The 14,897-nt window shown below is 50.1% G+C and carries 16 protein-coding genes; 11 read left to right on the top strand and 5 right to left on the bottom strand.

The features are described from left to right. From ACFX4U_RS08685 to ACFX4U_RS08670, 4 genes are read right to left on the bottom strand one after another with little or no spacing between them, the layout of a single operon-like run. Complete coding sequence (locus ACFX4U_RS08685) at nt 1–1,950, bottom strand: secretin N-terminal domain-containing protein (protein ID WP_313508171.1); 1,950 nt, start codon at nt 1,948–1,950, stop codon at nt 1–3. Between the two features lie 17 nt (nt 1,951–1,967). Then, entirely contained in the window at nt 1,968–2,189 is a 222-nt protein-coding gene (locus ACFX4U_RS08680; RefSeq protein WP_313508170.1) for a hypothetical protein, read from the bottom strand. A 16-nt stretch (nt 2,190–2,205) separates the two neighbouring features. Continuing rightward, nucleotides 2,206–2,757: a GNAT family N-acetyltransferase gene (locus tag ACFX4U_RS08675; RefSeq protein ID WP_305734629.1), complete on the bottom strand. Its 552-nt coding sequence runs from the start codon at nt 2,755–2,757 to the stop codon at nt 2,206–2,208. A 3-nt stretch (nt 2,758–2,760) separates the two neighbouring features. Then, the gene (locus ACFX4U_RS08670; RefSeq protein WP_305734630.1) at nt 2,761–3,330 is read right to left on the bottom strand and encodes an RNA polymerase sigma factor; all 570 of its coding nucleotides are present in this window, start codon (nt 3,328–3,330) and stop codon (nt 2,761–2,763) included. 318 nt (nt 3,331–3,648) lie between these two features. On the opposite strand from ACFX4U_RS08670, the gene sctV reads away from it, so the two are divergent. Genes sctV through ACFX4U_RS08625 form a run of 9 tightly spaced genes read left to right on the top strand, consistent with a single transcriptional unit; the run spans nt 3,649 to nt 12,349 of the window. After that, complete coding sequence (sctV, locus tag ACFX4U_RS08665; protein ID WP_313508169.1) at nt 3,649–5,757, top strand: type III secretion system export apparatus subunit SctV; 2,109 nt, start codon at nt 3,649–3,651, stop codon at nt 5,755–5,757. Nucleotides 5,758–5,768: 11 nt separating this feature from the next. Continuing rightward, the gene (locus ACFX4U_RS08660; RefSeq protein ID WP_380217895.1) at nt 5,769–6,671 is read left to right on the top strand and encodes an FHA domain-containing protein; all 903 of its coding nucleotides are present in this window, start codon (nt 5,769–5,771) and stop codon (nt 6,669–6,671) included. Then, nucleotides 6,665–8,041, top strand: a complete 1,377-nt coding sequence (locus ACFX4U_RS08655; protein ID WP_380217978.1) for a FliI/YscN family ATPase — start codon at nt 6,665–6,667, stop codon at nt 8,039–8,041. Before ACFX4U_RS08660 ends, ACFX4U_RS08655 begins: the two co-directional genes overlap by 7 nt. Further along, the gene (locus tag ACFX4U_RS08650) at nt 8,031–8,483 is read left to right on the top strand and encodes a hypothetical protein (RefSeq protein WP_313508166.1); all 453 of its coding nucleotides are present in this window, start codon (nt 8,031–8,033) and stop codon (nt 8,481–8,483) included. Before ACFX4U_RS08655 ends, ACFX4U_RS08650 begins: the two co-directional genes overlap by 11 nt. Nucleotides 8,484–8,506: 23 nt before the next feature. Continuing rightward, nucleotides 8,507–9,541, top strand: a complete 1,035-nt coding sequence (locus ACFX4U_RS08645) for a FliM/FliN family flagellar motor switch protein (protein WP_313508165.1) — start codon at nt 8,507–8,509, stop codon at nt 9,539–9,541. Beyond that, the gene (gene sctR / locus ACFX4U_RS08640; RefSeq protein ID WP_313508164.1) at nt 9,541–10,194 is read left to right on the top strand and encodes a type III secretion system export apparatus subunit SctR; all 654 of its coding nucleotides are present in this window, start codon (nt 9,541–9,543) and stop codon (nt 10,192–10,194) included. Before ACFX4U_RS08645 ends, sctR begins: the two co-directional genes overlap by 1 nt. Before the next feature lie 14 nt (nt 10,195–10,208). Continuing rightward, a complete protein-coding gene (gene sctS, locus ACFX4U_RS08635; protein WP_017458112.1) occupies nt 10,209–10,475 on the top strand; it encodes a type III secretion system export apparatus subunit SctS in 267 nt (88 codons plus the stop codon). Further along, the gene (locus ACFX4U_RS08630; RefSeq protein WP_313508163.1) at nt 10,472–11,275 is read left to right on the top strand and encodes a flagellar biosynthetic protein FliR; all 804 of its coding nucleotides are present in this window, start codon (nt 10,472–10,474) and stop codon (nt 11,273–11,275) included. Before sctS ends, ACFX4U_RS08630 begins: the two co-directional genes overlap by 4 nt. Nucleotides 11,276–11,278: 3 nt before the next feature. Further along, nucleotides 11,279–12,349 carry a flagellar biosynthesis protein FlhB gene (locus tag ACFX4U_RS08625; RefSeq protein WP_305734638.1) on the top strand — a complete coding sequence of 357 codons (1,071 nt, stop codon included), beginning with the start codon at nt 11,279–11,281 and terminating at the stop codon, nt 12,347–12,349. A 55-nt stretch (nt 12,350–12,404) separates the two neighbouring features. On the opposite strand, the gene tisB is transcribed toward ACFX4U_RS08625, so the two are convergent. Continuing rightward, nucleotides 12,405–12,494 carry a type I toxin-antitoxin system toxin TisB gene (tisB, locus tag ACFX4U_RS08620; RefSeq protein WP_017458115.1) on the bottom strand — a complete coding sequence of 30 codons (90 nt, stop codon included), beginning with the start codon at nt 12,492–12,494 and terminating at the stop codon, nt 12,405–12,407. Nucleotides 12,495–13,004: 510 nt separating this feature from the next. Here tisB and ivbL point away from each other — a divergent pair. Then, on the top strand, nt 13,005–13,103 hold the full coding sequence (ivbL, locus tag ACFX4U_RS08615) for an ilvB operon leader peptide IvbL (protein ID WP_110093690.1): 99 nt from the start codon (nt 13,005–13,007) through the stop codon (nt 13,101–13,103). Between the two features lie 105 nt (nt 13,104–13,208). After that, nucleotides 13,209–14,897, top strand: a complete 1,689-nt coding sequence (ilvB, locus tag ACFX4U_RS08610; RefSeq protein ID WP_305734639.1) for an acetolactate synthase large subunit — start codon at nt 13,209–13,211, stop codon at nt 14,895–14,897.

Raw genomic sequence — 14,897 nt, 5'->3', positions numbered from 1 at the left:
TTATTTCTGTGCTTCGGTCTTTCTGGCAATATAAACTTCGATATAAGCACCGGGTGATATAGGCGCATTGGGGTAAGGGATGATCATTAAGTTTTCATCGTTATCACAATCGGCATCATGAAATAAAACGGACTGTTGCCCTGCGTTTTTTATTAATGATGAAGAAATAGTATATTCCTGCGTTGCCAGCGATTTAACGTTTCCAGCCAGAACGGTCAGTGGCCAGTTAATATCGCAGACATCCTCAATGGTTATATCATCGATAGTTGATGATGTGCCGGGTGAAATAGTACCGCTGAATAGTCTGGTAATATCATCGAAGATCCGCTTGTACATTTTCTTAGAAAACGAACCGCCATATTCTGATGCGGTTTTTATCGCCCTGATTTTTTCTTTATTAGCATCTTTTTGAATTATTTTCGGCGTAATGATAATAAACCGTTGCCGATTTTCACTTTCCCGCAAGTTGAAGGTAGTGTTCTTTTTTTCATGGACAGATAAACCGCCAATAATTAACGAATCACCCTCATCGACCGTTACCAGCGTGCTGAGATTGCCCGTCTTGTTGTTATCTTCAGGCGATGGCGTTGCCCCTTTGTTATACATATTGACTTTTATCTGCAGCGCTTGCTGTTTGTCACTGGTGATAACACGAGGCGTGATTTGCAGCACCGCACCGTTGGATGCAGTAGAGAACGGGTCATTTTTTGTCGCTTGTCGATTTTGATTACTAAAATTAAAGACTGCCGGAAAATTCTCCATCGTTGTCAGTGAAGGGCGAGCGGTTAACGACGCGCCGCCTTGTTCGACAATCCTTTGAATTTCATCCTGAAATTTTTTCATCTCCTGTGCGTTAAGGACAGATTTGCTGCCGTTAATAACCTCATCGTAAACGCTGCCTCGGCGGCTTAAACGTTTTTCCTGCATGCCGGTATTGAGTACCTGGCGGTTATCCACGTCGATAACCAGGGTGTCGATGGCGACCGATCTCAGTGGCACATCGAGTTTTTCAATGAGCTGCGCATATTCACCCCTTTTGGCGGGGTTGTCCTGAATGAGGATGGCATTGCTGCGTGTGCTGACCACGATTTTCGGTTTGTCATCGTTGGACGCGGGCAGTGCGGGCGCCAGTGAAACACGGTCAGTCAGGGCTGAAAACGAAGCGCCTAATCGGTTATTAAACGGGGTTTTGCCATCACCCGCATCGAGCGCAACTGGGTAATTGTATCGCTGAAGCTGTGGTGAGGATTTCTTTGCATCTAATAGCTCCGATAATATTGTGCCAACACCCGGAATGGTGATCAGCTCATTCTGATATTCAACCCGGATATCGGCCGCTTCTGCGAAACGTAAAGGAAAGAACATGGTTTCGAAAGCGCCCTCTTTGTTTTTACTGGCATCAGGCTGCTCGGCAAACATTTTTATTAAATTGACATATTCGGTTGGGCCACTTACCAATATTTCGGCGCTCTCCGGCAGCTCTCCCCAGCCAAATCGTTTTTCCAACAGACCTATATCCGTTAACGCCTTTTTAAGGCTGTCAATCGACTCACCAGACACTTTAATTTTGAGAGATTGCTGATCCGTTTTACTGCTGACGTATAATTTATCCTCGAAAATAAACCACTGTAAGTTATATTCAAGCGCCAGACGTTCAATAAATTGCTGGGCCGTAGCAGCGCGTAGTTTATTCTTTACCTCTGCCGATATCTTTGGGTCTATAACCAAACGTAGCGAAAATGCATGGGCAAAATCCTCCAGCACTTTATTTAACGGTGCTGGAGTATTTTGATAAGAAAACTCACCACTGTTTAATATGGCAGGCACAGCCGCCACGGCATGTTGATGTATCAGAACTGTTAAAAATATCAGGGCTAGCGTTGCGCATCTTTTATATTGCCTGGCGCAATGCGAAATTGGTGAATAAAAGACACGCCAGTATAATTTCATACATGCCACCTGTTAGTTTATCGGCCATCGTTGATAATTGAACGAGCCAGATTGTGATTGAGCGTCACTTCCTGGTTAGCAGCCCAGGTGGCTGAAGAATATTTTTTCATCTGCTGATGGAACGTGAGCCAGTCGCCCATTGACATGCCGTTCATATTTTTTGCAGAGGTCTGAAAATCACTGCTGGCTTGTTTGAATTTACTATCTAACTGGCTACGCACAGAGTCCATTTTTAGCATTACAGTTATTCCTTTTTTATTTATAAAGACGCAGATCAGGCCGGAAACCAAAAAGCATAACGCTGGCGCGTTGTTCACCGAAACGGGCAATTCTGGGTAAGAAAGCCCATTGTTCTCCACCGAGATATTTAGCAATTCGTTGGCTGGCAAGGTTAGAAGCCATAATCCAGGCGACCATGGTTTCAAACCCATATTCACGGCCAAGCAGCAATGCCGCCAGCCCAAGATGCACGCCAAGGCCGCTGCCGCAGCGATCCGCGCGGACATATAAGGCAATTTCCCCGGTTTGCCGGCAAGCTAACGTTCCCCAGCTAAAGCGGTTGATTGACAGCCAGGCGACGATTTCACCTTCGCGTTCCAGCACATACACCGGCAATTTATCTTGTTGATAAAGCTCAATATAAAACCCAAGTTCTTTAACGGTGATCAGCCTTGTTACGGGAGAATTAGCGCCGGTATTTGCTGTCTCATTAAAAATCATGGTCATGGCTTCTATATCGCTTTTTTGCGCAACCCTCAGCCCGCGAGGCAGTCGTTTTAAAACCCTCTCATCCAATTTGATATCCATTGATCACCCTTTTTCTAAATTACTTTTAAGAATTTTTCTCACACGCGAAAGTCGAGAACGTATTGTTCCAATAGGAATACCTAATTGCTCGGCGGCGTCGTTATAGCTATTGTCTGAATCCATAATATGGTATATGACGCTTTGCATTTTGAGCGGCAAACTCTCGACTACAGCGATGGTTTCAGAAAGTTGTATTTTATGTTCGTTTATATAATCAGGGTTAAATATCTGATCGGAGATTAAGAACGTGACATCATCCAGTGCCACCATCTCAGGTTTACTAAATGTCTTTTTAAAATGATTTCGCACCAGATTTGAAGCAATACCAAATAACCAGGTTTCTTTACTGGACGCGCCAATAAACTTATGTTGATTGCGAAATGCTTCAAGGTAAGTCATTTGTACAAGATCATCGACATCACTTTGATTGTAAACCCGACGGCTGATAAATTTCTTGAGTCTGGTCGAGGTGTTTGCGACTAACTCATCTATATCGAATGCGCCTTTATACTTTGATTCATTATTAATACTGATGGGTAACTTCCCCATAAAAATTCCCTTTATATTATCCATCTATTCCTTGTTCACTTATGAGTGGCTATTAAGTTAAAATCTGCCTGGTCAATTTGCAGAATATTTCAAATGAACCTTCAGATAAGTGATCTGTTTTTATGTGCACGGGTAGAGAGGTAATGCGTTCTCAACAATGCGTGATGCGTTTTTAGGTATTTTCTTTTGTGCGGATTCATGTGTTAAGAACACTAATGTAAAGGTGTTGCCTTTTGATTGATTTGAAAAATGTCGATTGCTGACGCGTTATCTAATACTGAGATGATTATCGATGGTTAATAAAAATTACTTATTCGATCAATATGAAAATATGTGGTTTTCATGAGAATGCTTTTCACGAAACTGGCCGTTCGAATGGTTAACCAGACGGAACTCATTGGTGCGGTTATTGTCATGACGATTGTCTTTATGATGGTTTTACCGCTGCCAGTTTTTATTATTGATACCGCCCTCTCTCTGAATATCTGTATTGCCACGTTGCTGGCCATCCAGGCATTATTTATGCCCCACCCGCTGGCATTTTCGACGTTCCCGGCCGTTTTATTGCTGACAACCATGTTTCGCCTCGCGTTATCTGTCGCCACGACGCGCATGATTTTATTGCAGCATGATGCGGGTCATGTTGTTGAAACTTTTGGTAATTTTGTCGCCGGCGGCAACCTGGCTGTGGGGTTGGTTATCTTTTTGATCCTGACGCTTGTTAACTTTCTGGTCATTACGAAAGGGGCTGAGCGCGTTGCAGAGGTGTCGGCACGTTTTAATCTGGATGCGATGCCCGGTAAGCAGATGGCCATTGATAGCGATTTACGCTCGGGCCTGATTGATACGGCAGACGCGAGAGTTCGCCGCGAACAACTGACGAAAGAGAGCCAGCTTTTTGGCGCGATGGACGGGGCGATGAAATTCGTCAAAGGTGACGCCATTTCCGGGATTATCATCGTCTTTATTAACTTAATCGGCGGTTTTGCCGTCGGCATTTTGCAGCACGGTATGCCCGCCGCCGACGCCATGCATATCTACTCGATTTTAAGCATTGGTGATGGTCTGGTGGCGCAGATCCCGGCGCTGCTGATCTCGCTCGCGGCGGGCATTATTATTACGCGCGTCAATTCTGATAATGCGGCTTCCAGCGTCAATATTGGCGGTGAGATCATCTGGCAGTTAACGCGCCACCCGAAAGCCTGGATCTATTGCGGCATCATTATGGCGCTGTTTGCGGTGGTGCCAGGCATGCCCGCGATGCTTTTCACCACCTTAAGTTTGCTCTGCCTGACGTTAGCCTTCCTGCTTACCCGGCAGGAAAAGCTCAGGCTGGAAATGGCGGGACAACCCAACCCATCGATTGTCGGCGCTGAGCAAGATAATTCAGCAGAATTAATGGGTTATGAAAATGTTCGCCGCTTTTTTCCGCTGCGCCCCTACCTGATGCAATTTCACCCACAGCATCAGCAACAGCCGGCGTTTGAACAACTGCTCCAGCGCATGTATGCCTTACGCAACGACACTGTTTTTGAATATGGCCTCACACTGCCCTCTTTTGAGCTTGAGGGTAATGAGCAGCTGGCGCCCGATGAATTTCGTTTCTGCGTGTATGAAGTGCCGGTTATTCGCGCAACGTATGACCCAAACAAATGCGCCGTCAATGCCGCGCTGGTCGCTGAAGATGACGGTACGCCCGGGCTTGAAGAGCGCGAAGAGCAAGCCTTGCGATGGTTTGATGTTGACGATCACCGCTTATCTCAGTACGAGAACGAAAAGCGCACGTCTGGCGATCTGATCCTCGCCAGGATGCAGCGGACTATTCTGTCAACGGGGTGGAAATTTGTCGGCTTACAAGAGAGCAAATCGCTGGCCGACTGGCTACGAAGCGAGCAGCCTGAACTGGCCGATGAACTCGAAAGATGTTTACCCATCGCCTGGTTTTCGGCGGTATTGCAGCGGCTGGCCGCTGAACATGTCACCCTGCGACCGCTGCGCCTGATTGCCGAGACATTGATTAAAAATAGCCGCCATGAATCCAACCTGATGGTGTTAACCGAGCAGGTTCGCCACGCGCTGAGAGAGCAGATTTGTTACCAGTACAGCCAAAATGAAACGCTGAATAGCTGGTTACTGGCGCCCGCCACGGAAGCGGTGTTCCGCCAGGCATTAAACGCGGCGAATGCGCAGCCGATGACGCTCTCTTCAGTGATGCATGAGGCGTTACTTTCCCGTTTAGCGCAGTGCTTTCCCACTGATGAAGAGACACCTTGCGTGCTGCTTGTCGAGCCTGAGTTGCGTGGCCCGCTTGCCGGTCTGCTACGGGAGTCGTCCACGTCTGTTCCGGTACTCGCCTTTTCGGAGCTTATTCCATCGATAAAAGTCCAGATCCAGGGGCGAATTGATCTTGAAGCAGAAACCCACGAACCCGCAGAACATGCAGCAGATTGAGGGAAAGTATCGTGCTCTATGAACTGAGAGTGCTTAGCGGCCTGAATAGCGGCGCACTATTACCTTTAACCGGTACACAGTGGTTAATTGGATCATCGCCCGATGCGGACATGGTTTTATACGACGCGGCGATTGCGCAAAACCATTGCCAGCTGCGAGCGACGGATAATGGCTGGCAGGTGGAAGCCCTGCAAGGCGCAGTGCTGACGAATGAAGGGCGGCGGGTCGAACACATTGATAACCTCGAACCCGGTACGCCATTCTCGCTGGCGGGGATTTGGTTATGTGTGGCGCAGTCCGACACGCCGTGGGAAACGGAAAGCTCTCCCGCGGCGCAAGCAGACAGCCAGGCAGGTTCGCACGCGCCTGTGGCTGAAAGACCGCGCCGTCGACTAAATAAAGCCGTGGCTGCAGTTTGTTTTTTCTTCGCGATAAGTGCGTTCGGGCTGGGCGGTTTTTCCGGCAAGGACGAGCAACCGACAGCGATTTCAACGCCGGTGCCGAAACCGCAGAAAACGTTTCTTGAATCTGCCGCGCAAACCCGCGAAATGTTGGCTTCGCTGCTTCAGCAGGCCGGTTTAGGGCAACGTGTCGATCTGGAAATAACCGGCAGTGACGACATCATTTTGCATCTGGTCGGCGATGATAAGTTACAGGCTGAAACGCAGGCGCTACTGCAACAATTTGATCGGCGGTACCAGAGTGCTGCGCAAATCTCAGTGGATATTGTCCAGCCGCCGCCACCGCTGCCTTTTCGCATTGCCCTTGTGGTAAAGGGTGAATCCCCTTATATCGTGACCGACCAGGGGCTGCGGGTGTTTATTAATGACGAGATTAATGGCATCAAACTTCTCGCTATTAACGAAGAAAAGCTGATCTTTCAGGGCGAAACGCGGTTCGAGGTGCCCTGGTGAGCGACGGCTGGCAAGAGGAACTTACTCGCTGGCAGCACGCCACACAACGCCAGCTTGAGCAGACAGAGCCGGTAAACATTATCGGCTCGGTGACAGGGATTAGCGGCATCGTTTTGCAGTGTCATCTTCCGGGCGCGCGGTTAGGAGACTTATGCCTTTTGCCGCGCGCATCGGGCGACCCGATTATGGCTGAAGTGATTGGCTTTGATTCGCAAGAGGTTTCTCTTGCCGCGCTGGATACGCTGGAAGGAATTAAGCCCGGTTCAGTGGTCCACCCTTTAGGCTTGCCCCACAGTATTCAGGTCTCGCCAGCGCTGAAAGGGTGCGTATTCGATGGGTTTGGCCGCGCCCTTGATGGGCAGGGTCGCGCCGCTTTCGTCGACACCTTAACTGCACAAGCCGTTCCGGTCATGCATAACGCCACGCTGGCGACCGATCGCCTGTGTATTGATGCGCCGCTCTATACCGGGCTAAGCAGTATCGACGGTTTGCTGACGCTGGGCGCAGGCCAGCGGGTGGGGATATTTGCCGGGGCGGGATGCGGTAAAACAACGCTGCTGGCGGAGCTGGCGCGAAACATCCCCTGCGACACTATCGTGTTTTGCCTGACGGGTGAACGCGGGCGCGAGCTGCGTGAGTTTATGGACAGGGAGCTTGATGAAGCGCTTCGCCAGCGCACCGTGCTGGTGTGCGCCACCTCGGATCGCAGCAGCATGGAGCGTGTGCGCGCTGCGTTTACTGCCACCGCCATTGCTGAAGGGTTTCGCCAGCAAGGGGAATCCACATTGCTCATTGTTGATTCGCTGACACGTCTTGCCCGCGCACAGCGCGAAATCGGGCTTGCCAGTGGCGAACCGCCGGGGCGCAATGGTTTTCCTCCTTCGGTTTACACCTTGCTCTCGCGGCTGGTTGAACGCAGTGGGCGTACCCGGCAAGGCACCATCACCGCGCTGTATTCGGTCCTGGTTGAACAAGATTCGATGCAAGACCCGATTGCCGACGAAGTGCGCTCTTTAGTGGACGGGCATATTATCCTTTCGCGCAAACTGGCCGATCAGGGGCATTATCCGGCCATTGATGTAGCCGCCAGTCTGAGCCGGGTGATGAATAATATTACGGGAACTGAACAGCAAACTATTGCCACACATATAAGGCAATTAATGACGGCCTATGCCGATATCGAAATGTTAATTCGCCTGGGAGAATACCAGACCGGCAGCGATCCCTTTACCGATTACGCGGTTGCGGTTAAACCGGCACTGGATAATATTCTCAAACAATTATTGCGCGCGCCGCGAGCGCCTGAAATAACCTTAAATCAATTACGTGAGGTCGTGGCAAATGCACCGGATCCGCAAGGTGTTTTATAGCGAAGAGGATGAAAACGCCGCAGATGAATCATTAATATTAACTTCGCTGCTGCGCCAGTTATTATCGCTTTATCATTATCGGACGGTAAAAACGGAATTGGCGTGGTTAAAGCAGCAGCGAGAAATGTTAAAAATGGCGCAACAACTTGATGCTCTTAATCGCCATTCACAACACATCGACCAATATAATCGTGATTACTTTTCCGCGATGAGCGACCGTAATACACAGCGCGCGTTATCGTTAATGGATATGCGAAAATGGCTTGAAAAAGAACAGGCAATGGTGCAGCAACAGCAGGACGCCATATTGCGGATTAAGCAGCAAGAAACAGATTATCTGCGCCAGTGCGATAAGGTCGCTGCGCATTTTCAGTTGGTTGTCGGGAAAAGAAAACGGCAGGAAAAGTTTCGTTTTATCCTTGAACATCTGCATGCCATTTAGTGTTGGGCAAAGAGCTATTATTGATGAATAAAGCTGCGCTGTTATTTCCTCCTGTCAGTAAAGATGAGGTCATTGCCCGGCAATATCTGGATCGACAACCGATATTGAATTTTCAACTTAATGGCCAGCAAGGGCAGTTGCGACTATTTCCTTTGCAGGCGGGTGAACGACTGCCGAATAAACCGATATGTTTTGCCAGCCAATACGGGAAATTACGCCTTTATAATGCGGAACCTTTGCTGAACCTGTTATCGCTTTGTCCGTTATTATCCGAAAATAATAACTCCTCGGCACAGTGGTACTGGGATGTATATAACACCGCGCTCAGTCCGGAAATTAAACATATATTGGGTTACTTACAGCCTGCTGAGGAAAGCCATGAACCGGAAATTTATTGTTGGATTGAAATAAAAAACAGCGAGCAACATGAAAAAGGGTTAATGGCGCTGTCGGCATTAACATTAATTCGCCTGCTCCAGCATTCGGCGTGGCACTTTTCCCCGACGCGGCAAAATAAACAGTTTTTACTCTCTTTCCCGTTGATCCTGGCCTCAACGGAGCTTGCGGCAGACGCGTTATGGCATTTACGCGTTGGCGATATTGTGCTGCCAGAAAACCGGCTTTTTAACCCGGCAGGATCAGGGCAACTGCAAATCGGCGCACAGTGCTTCTCTTTACAGCAATGCGCCCCGTTGGCGCACAGCTTTACGATTGTTTCCCATAAGGAGATTGAAATGGAATTCACCCCTGTTGATACGGCATTTCCGCACCCGGACGCGACGATTCCCCCGGTGCCTTTGTCGCGCGAGATCCCGTCACAACCTCATGAAATGCCGGATCTTTCATCTGTCCCCCTACGGATAACGCTGCGTGCCGGAACGCTAACGTTGACGCTCGACGCGCTGCAGTCGCTGCGGGCGGGTTCGATACTGACATTCACGGATTTTACCCCCGGTCAGGCGGCGATTTATTATGGCGAGCGCCCGCTGGCGCAGGGCACTTTGGTGGATGTTGAAGGCGTGCTGGGGCTGCAAATTACCCGCATGGAGCATTTCTGATGGATATTCAGCAGATCAATCCCGCGGCGCTGGCGCTGTTTATCGCGGCGCTGACGTTGTTGCCCTTGCTGATGATTATCTCCACCTCGTTTCTTAAAATTTCCGTTGTCTTGCTGATTGTTCGCAACGCGTTGGGTATACAGCAGGTGCCTGGCAACATGGTGATCTACAGCATCTCGCTTGCCGCGACGCTGTTTATTATGGGACCGGTGTTTAATGATATAACCCAGCGCGTGCGACAAATCTCACCGGACAAAATAGATGTCGCCGCGATTTATGCTCATTACCCGACGGTAATTGCGCCGCTGAAAAATTTTTTGCAGCGCAATATCGATGCCGAAACGCATGTTCGTTTAACGGAAGCGGCAAAAAAGCTGTGGAAAGATCAGGCGAGTAACCCAATAACGCGCGATAACCCGGCGCTGATATTAAGCGCGTTTGTCCTTTCGGAATTACAGTCCGGGTTTAAAATTGGTTTTTTAATCTATATTCCCTTTTTAGTGATAGATCTCGTTGTATCGACAGTGCTGATGGCATTGGGAATGCAAATGGTGGCCCCCATGTTTATTGCTATTCCGCTTAAATTACTGCTTTTTGTTTTAATTGAAGGATGGAGTCGTTTACTCGAAGGATTATTTTACAGCTACATTTAGCGATGAGAATAAATATGTATATTGTCGAACTGCTCAAGCAGGGATTAGTGCTGGCAATGTTGATATCGGTTCCGCCGGTAGTGACCGCAGTGGTGGCGGGTATTATCATTGCGCTGCTGCAATCGGTCATGCAATTACAGGATGCAACATTGCCTTTTGCGTTGAAAATGGTGGCTGTCGGCGTCACTCTGGCTTTTTCCGGTCACTGGATGCTGCAAAAAACAGTGCAACTAAGTATTAACTGTTTTGACTTAATCAGCCAAATAAGAGCCTGGCAATGACGTTTGTCTCTTTCGACTGGTTAGGTGAGGCGCTAATGGCTCTGGTGAGTGCCTGTGCGCGCATTTATCCCTGCATGTCTATTATCATTGCTTTCTCTTTCAAGGAGATCAGAGGTGCGGTGCTCTACAGTATCGCGCTGGTGTTTACTTTGCTTCCCGCAACCACCTTTTATGCACAACCCGATTTTGGCAATATCAAAGGCATCATGTTTATTATCATGATGATAAAAGAGTCCCTGCTGGGTATTTTTTTAGGCTTTCTGTTAGTTGTGCCTTTCTGGTTATTCGAAAGCGTCGGGGTTCTGTTTGATAATCAGAGCGGCGGACAAATGGGTGAGCAAATTAACCCGGCAATAACCAACAACGGATCATTTTTTGGCTATGTCTTTAAAAGTGTTTTTCTGCTGATTTTTATTCATTTTCACGGTTTTACTTATCTTATCGATATTCTCTGGCGCAGCTACACCTTCTGGCCGATAGATAAACTTTTCTTCACTGACACAGCGGCAACCTTTAAACAATGGTTATCTTTTATTGCAGAAATATTCTCTTTTATTGTTATTTACAGCGCACCTTTTGCGGTGCTGATGCTGATGATCGAATTTAGCGTGGCGATCCTGAGCCTTTATAGCCCGAAAATGCAGGTCACCACCGTGACCATCCCGTTAAAAATTATTATCGGTTTGTCCTTCCTGGGGGTGTATATCCCGACATTACTGCATCTCGCTGAGCAGCAATTATTGCAGCCTGCGCGCGTCGTCCCGATGATTTCTTCCACGCTTAATCTGAAAGCGAATTAAGCGATGGCGGAAAAAAACGAGCAACCTACACCGAAAAAAATCCGTGATGAGCGTAAGAAAGGGAATGTTTTTAAAAATGAAGGTGTGCCGTTGCTGCTGCTGATCACGCTGGCGATGGAATTCATTTTTATGATGATGGAGCGCGGAATTGCTCGCCTGCAGCAGCTCTTTACTGTGGCGCTGAGCTTCATGACGCTGCCTTTTATTACAGCGGCAAAGCGGTTAACACAATTGCTGGCAGTGGAGTTGAGTATTTTCCTGGCGCCTGTGCTGGGTGTGGCGATAGGGGCAAGGTTATTAGGAAACTGGCTGCAATTTGGCTTTCTCATCGCGCCAGAATCGGCGATGCCGAAATTTGAACGCCTCAACCCGCTACAAAAAATTCAGCAAATGTTCTCCTCCAGGGAGCTTGCAGAGTTGGTGAGTAGCCTGCTGAAATTCTTAACAATTGTCTATGCCAGCTACAGCGCGGTTTATCCGCATATCAACGAAATCGTCTTCCTGGCGGCAAGCCCGCTGATGCGCTTATCGCAGGTGCTGCGTAACCTGGTTAGCGACATCTTTCACCACATGTTGATATTGCTTGCTGTCTGGACGGCGCTCGATTTCGGCCTGCAAAAATATCTGTTTATCAAGACGCAAAGGATGAGCCTTGAGGAGGTTCGCCGGGAAAACAAAGATACCGAAGGCGATCCGCATATTAAATCGTACCGCAGAAGCCTGATGATGAGCCCGCCGCCGGTGCCCGTCGACGTGCCGCAGCCCGGGGAGATGTTAAAGCTGGCGGATGTGGTGCTGAATGATGCCGCATCACGGGCGGTTCTCCTGCGTTACGAACAGCAGAACATCGCGTTGCCGCATATTCTTTTTAAACAGCAGGGCAAAGACGCGGTATTCGGGCTTCTCGATAACGCCCGCGCGTTGAACATTCCGGTTATCGACGCGCCGCCGCTGGTTCATCTGCTGATGCAATATGAGAGTGGGCAGGCCATTCCACGCCAGGCGATTGCCCACACGGCGTATATTTACAACCAGCTACAGCAACTGAAAAATCGCGAGCCAGAGCCAGCCTGAGAAGCGTAAAAGAGGGGCGGTTTCCCGCCCCTCTTTGGTGCGACTTGAACCTGAATTACCGCAAAAACTTCAGGACAGCTTCAAGCAGTTGCAACAAGGCAACAATGAGTTTCAGGATCAGAATAAACATCTCCATTCCGCCCATACGCTTCTCCTCTGGTCAAGGAGCACCGGCTGGCGTACCTTTCCGCTACCTGTTGCCAGCCTTGTTGTTGGCGTAACGCAGTGTGCTCTTGAGGGGTTAAGGCACTGACGGCACCACCCGTTTCAGCCAGGAATTCTTGCGCCGTAGAACGCGGCCCCTCACGCTGGTTCGCAAGGTCATTATATATTAACACTGTTTATATATACAGTATTTATTGGCGGAATTTTCGACATTGATCCATACTCAATGCGGGAAAAACCGCCTGAAAATTGCGCATCCGCAGGATTCGTCGTATAGTTGCGTGGTTGACGTAACGCAGTGTGTTTTGCGGCCACCAACCGCGAAAATGCTGACAAAAACCTCGCTCCGGCGGGGTTTTTTGTTTTCAGATGCCAGACAAATAAACGTGATCGGCTGCGCAGTTTTCTGCGGGTGCGTAAAAAGCAGTTGTCGGCGAATGATTCCTGTGTTTGTATAAATCTCGTTAATAACACAACAGACAGGCCCCTAATGAACGCTTCCACCAATCCGATGAACCTACTAAAAACCGCGCATAACGCCGCGGTGGTCGTCGTGCGTGTGGTGGTGGTCGTCGGCAATGCGCCGTAGGGTCCGGAACAACACACGATTCCAAAACCCCGCCGGCGCAAACCGGGCGGGGTTTTTCGTTTAAGCCCCTCCTGGAAAGCCGGCTCAGAAGAAAAGGACTGGAGCATGGCAAGTTCGGGCAGCACATCGCAATCCACGCGTTACACAGGCGCGCAGCTGATTGTTCATTTACTGGAGCGTCAGGGCATCACCACCGTGACCGGCATCCCCGGCGGCACCGTTTTGCCGTTATACGACGCGCTAAGCCAAAGCAAACAGATTCGCCATGTGCTGGCGCGCCACGAGCAGGGCGCGGGCTTCATCGCACAGGGTATGGCGCGTACGCAGGGCAAACCGGCGGTTTGTCTGGCATGTAGCGGGCCGGGGGCGACCAATCTGGTGACCGCCATTGCTGACGCGCGTCTTGATTCCATCCCGCTGATTTGCATTACCGGCCAGGTTCCGGCCTCGATGATTGGCACCGATGCATTCCAGGAAGTGGACACTTACGGCATCTCTATCCCCATCACAAAACACAACTATTTGGTTCGCGATATCAGCGAACTGCCTCAGGTGATTTGCGATGCGTTTCGCATTGCGCAGTCTGGTCGCCCTGGCCCGGTGTGGATAGATATTCCTAAAGATGTGCAGACGGCGGAAATCACCCTCAGCGAGCTGCCGGAACCGGGTCATAAAGCGCCCGCTCCGGCGTGGAATGCCCAGGATGTTCACGCCGCCGCAGAGATGATCAATGCCGCCGAGCGCCCGGTGCTGTACCTGGGCGGCGGGGTGATTAACGCACCGCAGCAAATCCGCCACCTGGCAGAAAAAGCCAATTTGCCCACCACCATGACGCTGATGGCGCTCGGCATGTTACCGAAACAGCACCCGTTGTCGCTCGGTATGCTGGGAATGCACGGCGCGCGCAGCACCAATTACATTTTGCAGGAAGCGGATCTGCTGGTAGTGCTTGGCGCACGTTTTGATGACCGGGCGATTGGCAAAACTGAACAGTTCTGCCCGAATGCCAAAATTATTCATGTGGATATCGACCGCGCGGAGCTGGGCAAAGTGAAGCAGGCGCATGTTGCAATTCAGGGCGACGTTGGTGAAGTGCTCGATGCGCTGATCCCGCAAGTCGAAGCCCATTCCCGCCACGCCTGGCGCAACACCGTCGAGCAGCTGCAAAAAGAGTTTCCCGGCGCGATCCCGCAAGCGGGCGACCCGCTCACGCATTACGGTTTGATCAATGCGGTCGCTGCCTGCGTGGATGACAGTGCGATTATCACCACCGATGTCGGCCAGCATCAGATGTGGGCGGCGCAAGCTTACCCGCTGAACCGTCCGCGCCAGTGGCTGACTTCTGGCGGGCTGGGCACCATGGGCTTCGGCCTGCCTGCGGCGATTGGCGCGGCGCTGGCGAACCCGGAGCGTAAAATTATCTGCTTTTCCGGTGATGGTAGCCTGATGATGAACATCCAGGAGATGGCCACCGCTGCGGAAAATAATCTGGATGTGAAAATCATCCTGATGAATAACGAAGCGCTGGGGCTGGTGCATCAGCAGCAAAGCCTGTTCTACAAGTCCGGCGTCTTTGCCGCAACCTATCCCGGTATGATCAACTTTATGCAGATTGCCGCTGGCTTTGGCCTGCACGCCTGCGATTTAAACGCCGAGTCCAACCCGCAGGCCGCGTTGCAGGAGATAATCTCCCGTCCGGGCCCGGCGCTGGTGCATGTGCGTATCGACCCGCAAGAAAAAGTTTACCCGATGGTGCCGCCGGGCGCGGCGAATACAGAAATGGTGGGGGAATAA

The sequence above is a fragment of the Kosakonia sp. YIM B13588 genome (assembly GCF_042788165.1).
GTDB classification, from domain to species: domain Bacteria; phylum Pseudomonadota; class Gammaproteobacteria; order Enterobacterales; family Enterobacteriaceae; genus Kosakonia; species Kosakonia sacchari.
This window is presented reverse-complemented; position numbering and strand designations above follow the sequence as displayed.